The organism is Sphingobium jiangsuense, assembly GCF_014196495.1.
In the GTDB taxonomy this organism is placed as follows: Bacteria; Pseudomonadota; Alphaproteobacteria; order Sphingomonadales; family Sphingomonadaceae; genus Sphingobium; species Sphingobium jiangsuense.
This window is the reverse complement of record NZ_JACIDT010000001.1, coordinates 110,267-126,235: the sequence shown is the minus strand read 5'-3', so window position 1 is coordinate 126,235 and position 15,969 is coordinate 110,267. Positions and strand designations below refer to the sequence as shown.

15 protein-coding genes and 1 pseudogene are annotated in these 15,969 nt (G+C 66.8%); 9 read left to right on the top strand and 7 right to left on the bottom strand.

Annotation, left to right across the window (positions count from 1 at the left end; all coding sequences use genetic code 11):
• Positions 1 to 20: 20 nt before the first annotated feature.
• Positions 21 to 2,489, bottom strand: coding sequence for a TonB-dependent receptor (locus GGR43_RS00600; protein ID WP_188070007.1), 2,469 nt, complete (start codon positions 2,487 to 2,489; stop codon positions 21 to 23).
• Positions 2,490 to 2,637: 148 nt separating this feature from the next.
• Between GGR43_RS00600 and GGR43_RS00595 the strand changes: the two genes are divergently transcribed.
• On the top strand, positions 2,638 to 3,540 hold the full coding sequence (locus GGR43_RS00595; RefSeq protein WP_188070006.1) for a LysR family transcriptional regulator: 903 nt from the start codon (positions 2,638 to 2,640) through the stop codon (positions 3,538 to 3,540).
• A gap of 66 nt (positions 3,541 to 3,606) precedes the next feature.
• Positions 3,607 to 4,215 (top strand): flavodoxin family protein, encoded by a 609-nt coding sequence (locus GGR43_RS00590; RefSeq protein ID WP_188070005.1) that lies wholly within the window; start codon positions 3,607 to 3,609, stop codon positions 4,213 to 4,215.
• A 64-nt stretch (positions 4,216 to 4,279) separates the two neighbouring features.
• On the opposite strand, the gene GGR43_RS00585 is transcribed toward GGR43_RS00590, so the two are convergent.
• From GGR43_RS00585 to GGR43_RS00565, 5 genes are all read right to left on the bottom strand, one after another.
• On the bottom strand, positions 4,280 to 5,032 hold the full coding sequence (locus GGR43_RS00585) for a TerC family protein (protein ID WP_188070004.1): 753 nt from the start codon (positions 5,030 to 5,032) through the stop codon (positions 4,280 to 4,282).
• A 30-nt stretch (positions 5,033 to 5,062) separates the two neighbouring features.
• Positions 5,063 to 5,776 carry a Bax inhibitor-1/YccA family protein gene (locus GGR43_RS00580; protein ID WP_188070003.1) on the bottom strand — a complete coding sequence of 238 codons (714 nt, stop codon included), beginning with the start codon at positions 5,774 to 5,776 and terminating at the stop codon, positions 5,063 to 5,065.
• A 238-nt stretch (positions 5,777 to 6,014) separates the two neighbouring features.
• On the bottom strand, positions 6,015 to 6,281 hold the full coding sequence (locus GGR43_RS00575) for a TFIIB-type zinc ribbon-containing protein (RefSeq protein WP_246343254.1): 267 nt from the start codon (positions 6,279 to 6,281) through the stop codon (positions 6,015 to 6,017).
• A gap of 283 nt (positions 6,282 to 6,564) precedes the next feature.
• Positions 6,565 to 7,440, bottom strand: coding sequence for a hypothetical protein (locus GGR43_RS00570; protein ID WP_188070001.1), 876 nt, complete (start codon positions 7,438 to 7,440; stop codon positions 6,565 to 6,567).
• Positions 7,441 to 7,542: 102 nt separating this feature from the next.
• Positions 7,543 to 8,784 (bottom strand): S8 family serine peptidase, encoded by a 1,242-nt coding sequence (locus GGR43_RS00565; RefSeq protein ID WP_188070000.1) that lies wholly within the window; start codon positions 8,782 to 8,784, stop codon positions 7,543 to 7,545.
• Between the two features lie 114 nt (positions 8,785 to 8,898).
• Between GGR43_RS00565 and GGR43_RS00560 the strand changes: the two genes are divergently transcribed.
• The 3 genes from GGR43_RS00560 to GGR43_RS00550 all read left to right on the top strand — a co-directional run bounded on the left by GGR43_RS00560 (position 8,899) and on the right by GGR43_RS00550 (position 11,884).
• Positions 8,899 to 9,381 (top strand): RNA polymerase sigma factor, encoded by a 483-nt coding sequence (locus tag GGR43_RS00560; RefSeq protein WP_188069999.1) that lies wholly within the window; start codon positions 8,899 to 8,901, stop codon positions 9,379 to 9,381.
• Positions 9,378 to 10,100 carry a hypothetical protein gene (locus GGR43_RS00555; protein WP_188069998.1) on the top strand — a complete coding sequence of 241 codons (723 nt, stop codon included), beginning with the start codon at positions 9,378 to 9,380 and terminating at the stop codon, positions 10,098 to 10,100. The genes GGR43_RS00560 and GGR43_RS00555 overlap by 4 nt, the downstream gene beginning before the upstream one ends.
• 275 nt (positions 10,101 to 10,375) lie before the next feature.
• A complete protein-coding gene (locus GGR43_RS00550) occupies positions 10,376 to 11,884 on the top strand; it encodes a DUF389 domain-containing protein (RefSeq protein ID WP_223177229.1) in 1,509 nt (502 codons plus the stop codon).
• A 26-nt stretch (positions 11,885 to 11,910) separates the two neighbouring features.
• On the opposite strand, the gene GGR43_RS00545 is transcribed toward GGR43_RS00550, so the two are convergent.
• Entirely contained in the window at positions 11,911 to 12,399 is a 489-nt protein-coding gene (locus GGR43_RS00545; protein ID WP_188070327.1) for a MarR family winged helix-turn-helix transcriptional regulator, read from the bottom strand.
• Between the two features lie 284 nt (positions 12,400 to 12,683).
• Here GGR43_RS00545 and ectA point away from each other — a divergent pair.
• The 4 genes and pseudogenes from ectA to thpD all read left to right on the top strand — a co-directional run.
• Positions 12,684 to 13,181, top strand: a pseudogene (gene ectA / locus GGR43_RS00540) (diaminobutyrate acetyltransferase); the annotation flags it as partial.
• 1 nt (position 13,182) lies between these two features.
• Complete coding sequence (gene ectB, locus GGR43_RS00535; protein ID WP_188069997.1) at positions 13,183 to 14,490, top strand: diaminobutyrate--2-oxoglutarate transaminase; 1,308 nt, start codon at positions 13,183 to 13,185, stop codon at positions 14,488 to 14,490.
• An 18-nt stretch (positions 14,491 to 14,508) separates the two neighbouring features.
• Entirely contained in the window at positions 14,509 to 14,913 is a 405-nt protein-coding gene (locus tag GGR43_RS00530) for an ectoine synthase (RefSeq protein WP_188069996.1), read from the top strand.
• Between the two features lie 33 nt (positions 14,914 to 14,946).
• Positions 14,947 to 15,867 (top strand): ectoine hydroxylase, encoded by a 921-nt coding sequence (gene thpD / locus GGR43_RS00525; protein WP_188069995.1) that lies wholly within the window; start codon positions 14,947 to 14,949, stop codon positions 15,865 to 15,867.
• The last annotated feature ends 102 nt before the right edge of the window (positions 15,868 to 15,969 follow it).

Genomic DNA, 15,969 nt, shown 5'->3' with positions numbered 1-15,969 from the left:
GGAAGGGGCCGCCCGGCTGCTCAGAACCCCGCGCTCAGGCGCAGGCCGTAGGTCCGGGGCGGCGTGAAGGATCCGGTGGCGAAGCCGATGGGGGAGGCCGATGCCTGCACGATATGGCGGTCGCCCTCGATATTGCTGACGAAGGCGCCGACCGCCCATTTCCCGTCGCTCGCCCGCAGCGTCAGGGTGGCGCTGGTGGTCCAGTAGGCGGGGGTCCGCATGAAATCGAGATAGTTGAAATTGGTCCAGAAGCTGTCGCGCCACGAGGTGTTGACCGAGCCGGCCAGCTCGACCTCGCCCGGTAGCGGGACGACCTGCTCGACGCCCAGATTGACCGTCCATTGCGGCGCTTGCAGCAGCGGCCTTCCCGAACAGTCGAACTCGATCACCGGTCCGCTGGGCGTCATGATGTTGGTGACGGTGCGGGGGCAGTTGTAATTGTCGCGCGGCGCCAGCGTCCGCAGGGTCAGGCCCTTGTACAGCGTGTCGAGATACTGGACCTTGCCGGAGAGGATGGTGCCCGCGAACGGCTTGGCGATGATGTCGACGTCGAAGCCCTTGATCGTCGAGCGGCCGACATTCTCGTTCGTGTTGGAAACCGTGCCGGATATCGCGCTGTAGCTGAAATAGGTGATCTGCTGGTCGCGATATTTCCAGTAGAACGCCTCCAGGTTGATTTGCAGCCGGTTGTCGAGGAAGCGGTTCTTCGACCCCAGCGTATAGGCGGTGATGAACTCCGGCTCATAGGTCGCGCTGCCCCCGCCGATCTGCAACCCGCCCGCGCGATAGCCCGTCTCCACCGAGGCGTAGAGCAGGTTCTTCGGCCCGGCCTCGAATTCGGCGGCGGCTTTCCACGTCACCCGGCTGAAGGAGCGGGTGTCGTTCACCGGCGCCTCGGTCTTCAGGATGATACTGCGATCATTGGGATCGCCCGTCGCCGGGTCGTAGGAAATGACCGGATAGACCTGTGTTCCGGCGGCATAGGGAATATTGGCGGGGATGTAGCCGCTCGCCGCCAGCCAGGCATGGGCATCGCCCGGTTGCAGGAAATTGGGGAAATGCGGCAGGTTCGGCATGCCGTCAGGGCGGAAGCCCGCGCAGCCGATCGCGAAGGAGCGCGGCGGCGTATCGGGCGGCGACCCGCCGCACAGGGCGACGAACGTGGTCTGCACGCCGTCCATCCGCTTCTCGTCCTCGGTATAGCGCAGGCCGCCGATCAGCCGGAAGCGGTCGGAGACATGCGCGGTCAGCTGGCCGAACGCCGCCCAGCTCCTGGTGCCGGAGCGGTAATCCTGAAGCGGCAGCACGAATTCCTGATTGAAGTTGTTGTTGCCCCTGATGTCCTCGTCGAAATAGAAGCCGCCCAGCACATATTCGATCATGCCGGTCCGGCCCGCCAGCCGCAGCTCGGTGCTGAACTGGCCATATTCCTCGCTGAATTGGGCGGTGTTGAAGCCGGGGCCGTAGAAGGCCGATGCGCCCTTCGTCTTGCGATAGGCCGGGATCAGCGTGAATTCGCCGATGCCGGTTTCCAGCTTCGCCTCGGCATGCACGCCCCAATAGCGATAGCCGATCGACTGCTGCTCGTTCATCGGCGCGAGGAAGCCGAAGCCCGGCGCGCCGAGCAGCGTCTGGCGATAGGCGTTGGCCGCGGGCGTATTCAGCCCCTCGCTGCCGTCGAACCCGGCCGGGATCAGCGCATTGCCGGAGATGTTGCCGAGATAGCTGTCCCCGGCGCCGACGCCCTGCACCCTGGTATAATCGCCCGCGATCCGCACGCTCAAGCCTTCGGCCGGTTCGATCAGATATTGCGCGCGCACGCCGTAGCGATCCTGATCCGCCGAGCCGTCGCGATTATAGCCGTCATGCCGCTGGCGCACCCCCGACACGCGCAGCGCGCTGGTTTCCGATACCGGCAGGTTCAGATAGCCCTCGGCCGAGATCGCGTCGTAATTGCCGTAGGAGAGCGAGAAGCCGGCCGACCGGTCGCCGATCGCGGGGTGGTTGGGGATGATGTTGACCGCGCCGCCGGTCGCGTTGCGGCCGTAGAGGATGCCCTGCGGCCCCTTCAGCACCTCGACGCGGGCGAGATCGTAGAAGGCGGTGGCGAACGCGCCGGAAGGGCGGCCGAGGACCACGCCGTCATAATTGGGCGAGATGGCGGCGTCGAAATAGGCGTTGTTGGTGATGTTGCCGACGCCGCGCAGGAAGATCGACGTTACCTGCCCGCCCGCATTGTTGATCGCGATCGCCGGGACCGCGCGGGTCAGGTCGGTGACGTTGACGACCCCTCGCGCGGCGAGGCTGTCGGCGCCGACCGCGTCGATGGCGACGCCGACGTCCTGCAGATTCTGCTCCTTGCGCTGGGCCGTCACGACGATCTCGCCGATCCCGGCTCCGGTCCTGTCCGCCTGCGCTTCCTGCGCCTGCGCCGCAACCGCCGCCAGAGCGGCGCAGAGCGCCGTCGATGCAAATAGAATCTTCCGCATAGGTCTGCCTCCCCCGTTGTGCCCCTCGCCTCCTGGGGCGAGGGTGCCGATTTCGTTGCCTGTTCCTCGCAGCTTCTGTTGATTCAGAAAAATGAATTGATTAAATGCCACGCATAGGGAAATCCTATGCGTTAGAGGGGAAGGCAGAATGCGATTCGACCGGCTCGACCTGAACCTGCTGGCCGCGCTCGACGTGCTGGTGGAAACGCAGAGCGTCACCGAAACCGCGCGCCGCCTGAACCTCAGCCAGCCTTCGGTCAGCGCGGCGCTGGCGCGGCTGCGGGATTATTTCGGCGACGAGCTGCTGGTGCAGATCGGCCGCAAGATGGTGCCGACCGCGAAGGCGCGGGAGCTGGCGCCCGCGATCAAGGAGATGCTGAACATCGTCCGGTTCCGCATCACCCCTTCGGATGAATATGACGCCGCGCAATCCCGCCGCCGGTTCCGCATCGTCGCCTCCGACTATGCGTTCGACGTGCTGCTGTCCCGCGTGCTCGCCAGGGCCGAGGCGCTGTCGCCGCATGTCGCCTTCGACATCAGCCCGCCCGGCCCGCAACGCACGCGGCAATTTCAGGACGGCGATATCGACGTGATGATCACGGTCGCGGATTACGCGTTCGAGGACCATCCCCACCAGCTGCTCTTTTCGGACGAGGACGCGGTGATCTGCTGGAACAGGGGCGCTTTTGCCGATGGCATCGATGCGGGGCAGTTCCTGAGCGCCAGTCATGCGGTGGCGGTGTTCGGGCAGGAGCAGATGCCGACCGTCACCGAACTGCATTTCGACGCGACCGGGGTGAAGCGCCATGTCGCGGTCCGCGTGCCCAGCTTCGCCGCCTTGCCCGGCGCGGTCGTCGGCACCAACCGGATCGCCACGCTGCATCGCCGCCATGCGGAGATATTCTCGGCCCTCCACCCGATCCGCGCCCACCCGCTGCCGATCAGGGGGCCGGAGATCCGGGAATTCATGCAATGGCATAGATTGCGCCGCAACGATGCGGGCCTCCATTGGCTGACCGAGTTGCTGAAGGCCGAGGCGGCGTCGCTGTGAGAACCCTTTCCCCGTCCGGGCGTTTGTTCCGCGAAGCGCGAACGCCGGTCAGGAAGGAGAGGCGAAATGGGTCTCAAGGCACTTGCACTCAACTGCACGCTCAAGCCGGAAGGCGGTGAGGCGTCCTCGACCGACGCGATGATCGCGGTCCTGAAGAAAGCCTTCGCCGCGCAAGATGTGGAGCTGACCGAAACGGTGCGGGTGTCCGCGCTCGACATCCGGCCCGGCGTGACGTCGGACGAAGGGGACGGCGACCAGTGGCCCGGCCTGCGTGCGAAGATACTCGCGCACGACATCCTGCTGTTCGGCGGCCCGATCTGGCTGGGGCAGATCAGCAGCATCGCCAAGCGCGTGCTCGAACGCATGGACGCGTTTCTGGGCGAGACGGACGATCAGGGCCGAATGCCGAGCTACGGCAAGGTCGCCGTTGCCGCGATCGTCGGCAATGAGGACGGCGCGCATTGTTCCTCGGCGCAGCTGTTTCAGGCGCTCAACGATGTCGGCTGGACCATTCCGGCCGTCGCCGCCTGCTATTGGGTCGGCGAAGCCATGGGCTCCACCGACTTCAAGGACCTGAAACGGACGCCGGAGATGGTCGACAAGACCGCGAAGATGGTGGCGGCCAACGCCGCCCATCTGGCCGCCCTGCTCAAGGCCAACCCCTATCCGGGCTGAGCCGTGATATAGCGGGCCGCGCCGCGACGGGTGTGGCGCGGCCCTGCCGGATCAGGCCGCCGGATCAGGCCGCCGGGGCGGACGCCGCCTCCCGCCGCCGCCGGGCGAGGATGTTGAGCGCCTCGACCGCGGCGGAAAAGGCCATCGCCGCATAGACATAGCCCTTGGGCACATGCGCGCCGAACCCTTCGGCGATCAGCGTCGTGCCGATCAGCATCAGGAAGCTGAGCGCGAGCATCACCACGGTCGGGTTGCGCTCGATGAAATCCGCCAGCGGCGTGGCGGCGAACAGCATCACGCTGACGGCGACGACCACCGCGATCACCATGATCGCGATATTGTCGGTCATGCCGACCGCCGTGATGATGCTGTCGATCGAGAAGACGAGATCGAGCAGGATGATCTGCCCGATCGCGGCGGCAAAGCCGATGCCGACCGTGCGCGTGTCGAACAGGTCGTCATTCGGACGCGGGTCGATCGTGTGGTGAATCTCCTTCGTCGCCTTCCAGACGAGGAACAGGCCGCCGGCCACCAGCGTCAGGTCGCGCCAGGAAAAGCCGTGGCCGAAGGCTTCGAACACCGGCTGGGTCAGCTGCACGATCCACGCGATCGACGCGAGCAGCAGCAGCCGCAGCACGAGCGCGAGGCCGATGCCGATGCGCCGGGCCTTCACCCGGTGCTCCTCGGGCAGCTTGTTGCTGAGCACCGAGATGAAGATCAGGTTGTCGATGCCGAGCACGACTTCCATCGTCACGATCGTCGCGAGCGCCACCCAGGCGGCGGGATCGCTCATTAGCGCGTTCAGTCCTTCGAGCATGTCGTCGTTCCTTCGCTATTCCGTCGCCGCCTATTCGCGTTCCCCGGTCAGGTTGAGCAGCAACTGGAAGATGTTGACGAAATTGAGGTAGAGCGACAAGGCGCCGAATACCGCGAGCTTGTCGTTCGTCTCGCGGCCGTGATGCTCCGCGAACTGCGCCTTGATGGCCTGCGTGTCCCATGCGGTCAGCCCGGTGAACACCAGCACGCCGACGATCGACACCACGAATTGCAGCACCGACGAGCCGAGGAAGAGGTTGACGAGGCTGGCGACGACGACGCCGATCACGCCCATCATCAGGAAGCTGCCGAAGGCGGACAGGTCGCGCTTGGTCGCATAGCCCCACAGGCTCATGCCGGTGAACAGGATCGCGGCGATGAAGAAGGTGCGCGCGATGCTGACGCCGGTGAAGGCGAGGAAGATCGAGGCGAGCGACAGCCCCATCAGCGCCGAGAAGGCCCAGAAGGCCGTCTGCGCCGCGCGGGCCGACATGCGCTCCATGCGGAAGGAGAAGAGGAACACGAACGCCAGCGGCGCCAGCATCACCACCCATTTGAGCGGCGTGCCGAAAAGCGGCTGGTAGAGCGCGGGGCTCGCCGCGACCAGCATCGCGACGATGCCGGTCAGCAATACGCCCGACGCCATGTAATTATAGACGCGCAGCATGTGGCGGCGCAGGCCCTCATCGAACAGCGCGTCATGCGTGCGCGCCGGAGAGCGGCCCAGAATTTCCTGATCGAACATCAATCACTCCTCGTCTGATTCAGTCGACGAGTGCTTCGCTGCCTGTGGCGAGAAGAGTTCAGACCGGCATCGAGCGCACTCGATGCGGTCCGACATCACGACCGTCGCTACGATCGCCAGAGGGGCCCGGTCCGCATGACAGGCTATTTAGCAAGAAACGCGGCGGGTTCAAGCGGCATTGAGAGGGGAGGGAGCGCGCGCCACCGACATCCGATGCGGCGCGCGCTCCGTTTCCATCTCAGTCGAACAGTTCCTCAAGGAAGGACTTGCGGCGCTTATAGGGCTTGTGGCCATAGCCTTGCTGATGGCCCCAGGGTGCGCCGGGCTGCGGAGCCGGGGCGGGGGCGGCCGCCTGTGGCGGCGGCGCGTCGCGGGCGCTGCGCTCGATGATCTTGTCGAGTTCGCCCCGGTCGAGCCAGATGCCCCGGCATTGCGGGCAATAATCGATCTCTATGCCCTGCCGCTCGCTCATCACCAGCGGAACGGCGCAAACCGGGCACGGCATTCCAACCCCTGGGTTGGTCATAATCAGGTCTCCCATTTCTGGCTCGATCCGGGGTCAGGGAAATCGACCTGCATCGAGCCGCCTCGATGCGGTCCGACATCGCGATCATGAAGGATCGCCAGAGGGGCCCGGTCCGCAGAGGCCATGATGGGAAAGGCGAAGGGATTTTTCAAGCAGGGCCGTAGCGCGCCTGGCCAAAGAAGTCCGCCGGGCCGATGCCCGGCGGACAGTGGGCTGGGGGTATTGGGGGCTGGGGGTATTGGGCCGGGGGTATTGCGTCCGGTTATTGCGCGTCGGCGGCGGCGCTGCCGGAGGACGCGGCGCTGCCCGACGACCGGGCCTGCTTCGCGGCCTTGCTGATCTGGCCCTCGCTCATCGCGGAAACCAGCACGTCGCCCTGGCCGGAGAAGTTGGCGGCGGGCAGGGAGGCGGTGCGGCCCTTCACATCGACCAGCAGCGATTGCACCCGGCCCCGGCTGTCGGCGACGACCTGCCGCACGCGGCCGATGGTCTGGCCCTTGACCGAGCGGATCGCCATGCCCGGTTCGACGGCAAAGGCCCCGGCGGCATTGGCGGCCGCGCTGTTGGCGAGCGCGAGTCCGTTGCCGCCGGCGCTCAGCGCGCCATCGGCGCTGCCGCTGACTGCACCCGATGCGCTGCCGGTCGCATTGCCCACCGTATTGCGCAGGGCATCGCCGGTGCCGCGCACCGCTCCGGCGGCCGAGCCGGCGGTCGAGCGCGCCGAGGACACCGTGTCGCGCACCGCGTCGGTGCCGATGAGCTGCGCCTCGCCCGAAGCGCCCGCGCTGCCCGATGCCGTGCCGGACGCCGAGCCGGTAACGGTGCGCGCGGGCGTGTCGAGCGTCTGGCCGACAGCGCCGCCCGCCGTCGCATCGACCGAGCGGTCGACCGCAACCGAGCCGCTGCGGCGATCGACGCGGCTGTCGCCGCTGGTGCGGGCGGTGCCCGACAAGGCGCCGTCGGCCGTGCCGCGCACGCCGCCCATGGCGCCGTCGATGCCGCCGCCAAGGCCACCGCTCAACCCACCACCGAGGCCGCCCGTCAGCCCGCCCCCAAGGCCGCCGCCCAGAAGCTGCGCCGAGGCGGGGGCCGTCGCCGCCATCATCAGCGCGCCGGTCGCGATGAAAATCTTCTTCATGACGAATTCCTTTCCGTTTCACTCAGGGAGCGCCGTTCGCGGCACCCTCATCAAGGCAAACGGACCCCCCTGCCGATTTCATCCATGGGGCCGGAATTTTTTTCAGCGCGGGCGGCAATCGCCGCACAGCAGGCCGCGTCCGTAGGTGGCGTCGGCGCCTTTCGGGCCAAGATCGCGCGCTTCCCTGTCGAGCGCGGCGCGCAGGCCCGCCCCTCCATGCCCGGCGTCCTTCATCGCGGCGGCGCGGGCGGCGGCCAGCGGCGCGGCGAAGGAGGTGCCGCGCACCGCCCGCCAGCGCCCGCGCGCATCCATCGCCTTCATGTCGGCGCCGGGCGCGGCATAATCGAGATGCGCGGGCCGCCCCGCCTCGATCAGCGCGCGGTTGCGTCCGTCGACGCCGGTGACCGCCAGCACCGACGGATAGGAGGCGGGATAGGCTGGCGGCGCGGCCGGGCCGTCATTGCCGACCGCCGCGACGATCGCCATCCCCCGCGCGGCGCAGGCCGCCACGGCGCGGGCGAGCAGCGGGTTGTCCGGCCCGGTCAGGCTGATCGAGACGACGGGCACGCGCTGCCCCTGCATCCAGTCGAGCGCCCGCACGATGGCGAGCGCGCCGCCGCCCGCCGGATCGCGGCCATAGACATCGGCGGCAACGATCGCCTGCACCCCGGCATGGCGCAGCAGCGAGGCGACGGCCGTGCCATGGTCGCTCGCGCCCGGCGCCCCGGTTGCGAAGCCGCGCGCCGCGCGCACGGCGACCGCCTGTCCGACGCCGCCGTCGATCATGCCGACCGGGGAGCGGATCGTGCCGCGCCCCACCTTGCCCTGAGGCGCGGCTGCCGCCGCTCCCGCCGCGCCGCCGGGGAAATGAAGCTGGTCGGCGGTGAACTCCCTGTCGGGCAGCGCCTTGCGCAACGTCGCCAGCGCGGCGGGCAGGCTCATCCCCGGCGGCGCCGTCAGCTCGGTGGCGGACAGGCCGAGATTGCCGAACGCTTCCACGCCCTGCACGCCAAAGCCGAGCGTGCGCGCCTTCTCCAGCGCCGCCGCATCGCCGCCGAGCATCAGCACGACGCCGCGCCGTGCGGGCGCGCCCCGCTCGTCCGGCTCCACGCTGTCGCGATGGGTGCGCAGGAACCCCCGCAGGCGATCGACGCGATCGCGCGCCATGTCCGCCACGGACCGCACCGGCGCCGTCACCTCGTCCAGCGGCGCGAGGCGGTCCAGCGCGCCCGTCGCGCGATCCAGCACCGATGCCGCCGTTCCGCCCACGTCAGGCACGCCGATCTGCGCGGCCGCGGGCAGGGCGGCGAGGGAAAACAGCAGGGGAATCAGGCGGGTCTTCATCTTTCTGCATCCTGTCACGCGAAAAAAGCGTTATGCAATGGATGAAACGGACGAGCCCGCCCGTTGCATCCCTGAAAAGAGAATGGCCCGAAAGAGAAAGGCATCGGTTCGAGCATGAGTTTCGAGGATGGCATCGTGGCGCTGCTGCCCCGGCTTCGCCGGTTCGCGGCGGGCCTGTCGCGCAACCTCGCCGAAGGCGACGACCTGTGCCAGATGACCATCGAACGCGCGCTCAAGGCCCGGCATCAATGGGCGGAGGGCACGCGGCTCGACAGCTGGATGTACCGGATCATGCGCAATCTGTGGATAGACGAGATACGCGCCGCGCAGCGCCGCCGCCAGACCTTCGTGGAGGAGGAGGCGGGCCTCGGCGTCGGCGTGGCGGCGGAGCAGGAGGTGCGCACGGAACTCGGCTTCGTCGACCGGGCGATGGCCCGGCTGCCCGACGAGCAGCGCGAGGCCGTGCTGCTGGTGATGGTGGAGGGCTATGGCTATCAGGAGGCGGCCGACATCATCGGCTGCCCGGTGGGCACGCTCAGTTCGCGCTTCGTGCGCGGCCGCGATGCGTTGCACAATCTGCTGGAGGGCGGACAATGACGATCGACCGGGAAATGCTCGCCGCCTATGCGGAGGGGCAGCTCGACGCGGCGGACCGGGCGCGGGTGGAGGCGGCGCTCGCCGCCGATCCGGCGCTGGCGGCCGAACTGGCCGGGCACCGCGCGCTGCGCGAGCGGCTGCGCGCCCATTATGCGCCGGTGGCGGAAATGCCGGTGCCCGACAGGCTGATCGACGCGGCACGCTCTCCCGCCCGCGCGGGCGAAGTGATCGATCTGGACGGCGCGCGGGCGAAGAGGGCGGAAAAGACGCGCTTCTCCTTGCCGTCGCGCTGGATCGCGGGCGGCGGCGCGCTGGCGGCCTCGCTCGCCCTGGGGCTGTTGCTGGGCAGCCGGATAGGGGGCGGCCCGGTCGGCAGCGCGGACGGGCAGTTGGTGGCCGAAGGCGCGCTCGACAGGGCGCTGACCGCGCAGCTGAGCGCCGCCGAGCCGCAGCCGGTGCGCATCCTGCTGTCCCTCCGCGACGCGGACGGCCGCTATTGCCGGATATTCGAGACGGAAGCGCTGGCGGGCCTCGCCTGCCGGGAAGAGGGGCGCTGGGCGATCGAACGCCTGCAATCCGGCGGCGGACAGCCGGGCGGGGACTATCGGCAGGCCGGCGGGGCGGTCGGCGAAATCATGGCCGCCGCGCAGGCCCTCGCCCCCGAAGGCGCGCTCGACCAGCGCGAGGAAGCGGCGGCGCGCGCGCGGAACTGGGAGTAGGGGGAACGGATTTCCGGCCTGCCTCAGGCGTGCTTTCGGCGCGGTGTTGCGGGGAAAGAGAAGTGAATCTGCTGATCCCCGACCTGTATCCCAACCGGCCGATGCAAATCGAATGGGTCAAGATTGCGGCCTGAAACGCTCCACCGTGCCGATTGTCCGGATTGCCGGGACGCGAGGATATTGTGTGGGCAGGCAGCAATCCGGGTTCCTTTGCTTGGCAGAAGAGATTCGATCGGTACAATCCGGTCCTGGGATTTTGTCGAAGAAGGACCAATATGGTTGAAACAGCAGTGGCGAGCAGCAGTCGTGGCAAGTTGCGCCGCTGGTGGAATATCTGGGCCGTGGGAGGCGTCGATCATGACGCCGTGCTGCGGCAGATCGCGGAGGAATCGGGCTGGTCCGGCCGCTATGTATTCCTGATCCTGGTGTCCGCCGCCATTTCCATGCTCGGCTTGCTGATGCCATCCGTCGCGGTGCTGATCGGGGCGATGCTGCTGTCCCCGTTGATGATGCCGATCATCGGGCTGGGCTTCGGTATCGCGACGCTCGATTTCCATGAGATACGACGCGCCGCCACGGCGCTGGCGCTGGGTTCGGCGATCGCCATCCTGCTCAGCGTGGTGATGGTGGCGATTTCGCCGGTCCAGACCATCACCAGCGAGATCGCCGGGCGCACCCGGCCCACGTTGTTCGACCTTCTGGTGGCGCTTCTTTCCGCCGTTGCCGGCGCCTATGCGCTGATCCGGGGACGCGGGGGCACGGTCGTGGGGGTCGCCATCGCCATCGCGCTCATGCCGCCGCTGGCCGTGGTCGGCTTCGGCCTCGCCACCTGGAACTGGACCGTCTTTTCAGGATCGCTCCTGCTGTTCCTGACCAACGCGGTCACGATCGCGCTGACCGCAGCCCTTGTCGCCCGCATATACGGCTTTGGCGGCCATCTTTCCCCGCACCATACGGGTTGGCAGCTCGCGCTTTTCGTCGTCGCGCTGGGTGTGTTGTCGGTGCCGCTGGGGGCTGGTCTCAGGCAGATCGCGTTCGAGGCGGTCGCGCAACGCCAGATTCGCGATGCCTTGCGCGCGCATTTCCCGGAGGGCGCGAGGCTGAGCCAGCTGGACATCGACTATGCGACCGACCCCATCCGCGTGCGGGCCGTCATGTTGACGTCGAGACTCGACCAGCAGGCCGACCGGCGGCTGGGAACGACCCTGGGCCAACGGCTGGGCAAGCCCGTCGATTTCCATGTCGACCAGCTTCGCATCGGTTCCGATGCCAGCGCGGCCGAAGCAGCGCAGATCGCGCGGGCGGCCGAGACCGGTATGGGGACGGGACAGCGGGAGCGAGCCGTTGCCGAACTTGCGCTGATCTCTGGTCAGGACGCCTCCGCCATCCATGCCGACATGGCATCGCGCACGCTGCGCGCTACCGCGGCCCCGCTTCCGGGGCTCGGCATGGCCGGCTACCGGGCGCTTGAGGCCCGCGCCGGTCGCGCGCTTCCGGGATGGACCATCGCACTGTCTCCGCCGGTGGATGTGGAACTGCCGGCCGTGCCGATTGACAGCGGCGTGGTCGATGTCACGGCACTGGATGTCGCCGCCTGGGGGGCGTCCCGCCTTTCGCGGGGCATAGTCGTGCATGGAGGCACTTCCGCGCAGCGCGAGGCCATAGCGAAAGGAATTGCCGTGCGGGGAGGCGCGGCGGAAACGGGTTCGGCGGGCGGGGCCCTCCATCTGCGATGGGCGCAGGGTGCGACCGGGGCCGCCGAAGCTTCCGTTCCGCAAGACTAGCGCGAGGACCCTTCAGCAAGCCGGGGTCAGGCGGGTCCCGACCGGTCGATCAAGCCGCTGTCGAGCAGGGGCGCGGCATCGATGGTATCGGCGTCCATCAACGTGGCAAGACGCTCGACCGCTGAGAGGATCATGGCCTGTTCCCATGGCGGAAGCGCCAAAAACCGCTCCATGAACCGCATCTGCAACGGGTCCGGCGCGTCGGCCAGCGCCTTCTTTCCATCGGGCAGCGTGCTCAGATGAAACTGGCGCTTGTCCTTTTCGCTGCGTTTGCGTTGGACGAAGCCCAATGATTCCAGGCGGTCGACGATAGTGGTGATCGTTGCCTGACTGAATTGCAGCGATTGTGCAATGGCACCCGGCGTGGCGGAACCGCGCGTGTCGATTTCTCGCAGGACGAGCAGCTGTGAAGGCGTGAGGCCCGTCGCGGCCGCCAGTTGGCGGCTGCCGATTTCGGTGGCGCGCAATACCCGGCGAAGCGCGCGGAGGGTCAGGGAAGCTATCTCGGAAGCCATGATCCGCTGCATAGCCCCACCATGGAGGAAACAGCAATATGAACCGGATTTTGGCCATATTTTCCGGAATATGCTTTACCTTTCGAAATAGTTTTATGAACCTCAGGGTTGAATATGTGCCGATAATCGGCATATATGGCGCCGACTCCGAAGGTTTTCGACCTTCTGCAACCAAAATATAATTCGGGAGATAAACAATATTCGATTCCCAAGCTACAGCGGCTTTCGCGCCGCCAAGGGCTTCTGCGCGCTCCGACCGGGGCAAGGGGCAGGTCTTTGAACTTCGCAAACCCGTCGCAACGGACGGGCCGGCCATCACGGCGCTGATCGCGGCCTGTCCGCCGCTCGATGCCAATTCCGCCTATTGCAACCTGTTGCAATGCACCGACTTCGCCGATTTCTGCATCGTGGCGGAACGGGGCGCTCAGGTGATGGGCTGGGTATCGGGCTATCGGCCGCCGACGGCGCCTCGGGATTTCTTCGTCTGGCAGGTGGCGGTTTCAGCCGAAGCGCGCGGTCGGCGGCTGGCGGGCCGGATGATCGAAGAACTGCTGGCCCGCCCGGAAAATGCGGGCGTCACCCATCTCACCACGACCGTGACGGACGACAATCACGCGTCCTGGGCCTTGTTCAAGGGGCTCGCCCGCAGGTGGCGGACCGCTCTGGAGAAAATCCCCCGCTTTGAGCGCGACGCGCATTTTGCCGGCGCCCATGCCACCGAATGGCAGGCGCGCATCGGCCCGCTGCCCCTGGGCGGCGCATCGTCCGAGGAGAATGGATGATATGACCCCTGCACTCCCCAAACCCACCTCGACCCTTCCCGACACGCGCATCTACGAGCGGCGGGAATCCACGGTGCGCAGCTATGCCCGTGCGATGCCGCGCCAGTTCGCAAGAGCGGAAGGCGTGTGGATGCACGACAATCGCGGCGGCCGCTATCTGGACTTTCTGTCGGGCTGCTCGACGCTGAACTATGGGCATAATCATCCCGTGCTGAAGCAGGCCCTGCTCGATTATATCGCGGCAGACGGCATCGCCCATGGCCTCGATCTGCACACGGACGCCAAGGCCGACTTTCTCGAAACGCTGGAAGCCCTCATCCTGAAACCGCGCGGGCTGGATTATCGCGCGATGTTCACCGGGCCGACCGGCACCAATGCGGTGGAAGCGGCGATCAAGCTCGCCCGCAAGGTGACGGGGCGTGAACTGGTGATCGCCTTCACCAACGGTTTCCACGGCATGACGCTGGGCGCGCTGGCCTGCACCGGCAATGCGTCCAAGCGGGCGGGCGCGGGCGTGCCGCTCAGCCATGTCGCGCATGAGCCCTATGACGGCTATCATGGACCGGACGTCGATACGGCCGAACTGCTGGAACGGCGGCTGGCGGACCCGTCCAGCGGCCTTGATGCGCCCGCCGCCATATTGGTGGAGATCGTGCAGGGCGAAGGAGGCCTCAACGCGGCTTCGCCCGAATGGCTGCGCAGGATCGCGGAGATCGCCAGGCGTCACGGCGCGCTGCTGATCGTCGATGATATTCAGGCCGGTTGCGGCCGCACCGGGGACTTTTTCAGCTTCGAGGGCATGGGCTTCACGCCGGATATTGTCACTCTGGCAAAGTCGCTTTCCGGCATGGGCCTGCCCTTCGCGCTGACCCTTTTCCGCCCCGAACTCGATCAATGGTCCCCCGGCGAGCACAACGGCACCTTTCGGGGCAACAACCATGCCTTTGTGACCGCAACCGCCGCATTGCGCCATTTCTGGAGCGACGGCGCATTCCGGAAGGATATCGCCCGGCGCGGTGCGCTGCTCGAACGGCGGCTGGCGGCGATCGCGGCCGAACAGGATCTTTCGACCCGTGGCCGGGGCATGATGCGCGGGATCGACGTCGGTTCGGGCGAGGTCGCCGCCACTGTTACCGCCGCTTGCTTTGCGCGCGGTCTCATCATCGAAACCAGCGGTGCGCATGATGAGATCGTCAAGGTGCTGGCGCCCCTTGTGATCGATGACGCCGTGCTGTCGGCCGGTCTCGACATCCTTGAGGAAAGCATCCGCGTCGCGCTGGCGGCTTCCTATGGCGTGGCCGCGGAATAGGAAAGGGAGAACAGGCATATGATCGTCCGCACGCTGGAGGACATCCGCGCATCCGACCGCAATGTGAAGTCGAAAGGCTGGGAAAGCGCCCGGTTGCTGCTCAGGGATGACGGCATGGGTTTTTCGTTCCATGTTACGACCATGTATGCCGGCGAGGAACTGCGCATGCATTACCAGAACCATCTGGAAGCGGTTCTGGTGCTGGAGGGGAACGGCACGATCGAGGATCTGGGCACGGGCGTCACCCATCGGCTCGCGCCCGGCGTTATGTATGCGCTCAATGCCCATGACAGGCATATCGTGCGCCCCGAAACCGATATCCTGTGCGCCTGCGTGTTCAATCCGCCGGTGACGGGCCGGGAAGTCCATGACGAGAACGGCGCCTATCCGGCCGAGGGCGATATGGCTCAGGCGGCCCGCTGACAAACTGATCCGGAAAAAATGGCGGAATGTCCCATGAACGACCTATATCCTTCCCGGAAAGCCGACATGGCCATGTTCCTGCCGCGTCTCGATCCGGTCGTGCACAGCGACTGGAATGGGGATGCGCCGCTGGGCCGTGAGCAGGCCGCCCGTTTCGAACGTGACGGCTATCTGGTCCTTGAAGATCTTTTCTCGGAAGAGGAGGTCGCCTTTCTCCAGAGTGAGGCCGGCAAGCTGCTGGCCGATCCCGATGCACTCGAAGAGGAAACGGTCGTCGCCGAGCCGGGCGGGCAGGAGATCCGCTCCATCTTCAAGATTCATGCTCAAAGCCGCGTGCTGGCGCGTCTGGCGGCCGATGAGCGGCTGGCCGGCGTCGCGCGCTTCCTGCTGGGGGACGAAGTCTACATCCACCAGTCCCGGCTCAACTACAAGCCGGGTTTCCGCGGCAAGGAATTTTACTGGCACAGCGATTTCGAGACCTGGCATGTCGAGGACGGCATGCCGCGCATGCGCGCGCTGTCCATGTCGATCCTGCTGGCGGAAAACACGCCGCATAACGGGCCGCTGATGCTGATTCCGGGATCGCACCGGACATTCCTCACCTGTGTGGGGAAAACACCGGAAGATCATTACCGCATGTCGCTGAAGCGACAGGAATATGGCGTGCCGGACGAGGACAGTCTTGCCGAGCTGGCGCATCGGCATGGAATCGTCGCACCGACCGGAAAGCCCGGCACCGTGGTCCTTTTCGACTGCAATATCATGCACGGCTCCAACGGGAACATCACGCCTTTCCCGCGTGCCAACGCCTTTCTGGTCTATAATGCCGTCAGCAATGCATTGAAGCCGCCCTTCGGCGTCGACAAGCCGCGTCCGGAGTTCATCGCGGCCCGTGGCGTGCCGCAGGGCCTGCACCCGGTATCCGGTCCCCTCATGGAGGGGAAGATGCCATGAGCGACACGGGGAACGCACGGCTCCGCCCGTTCCTGGCGCGATCGCGGAATGCCGGCGGGTCTGCCGGTGACTGATGGTCTTGCCGATGCCGGATCGGCCGGG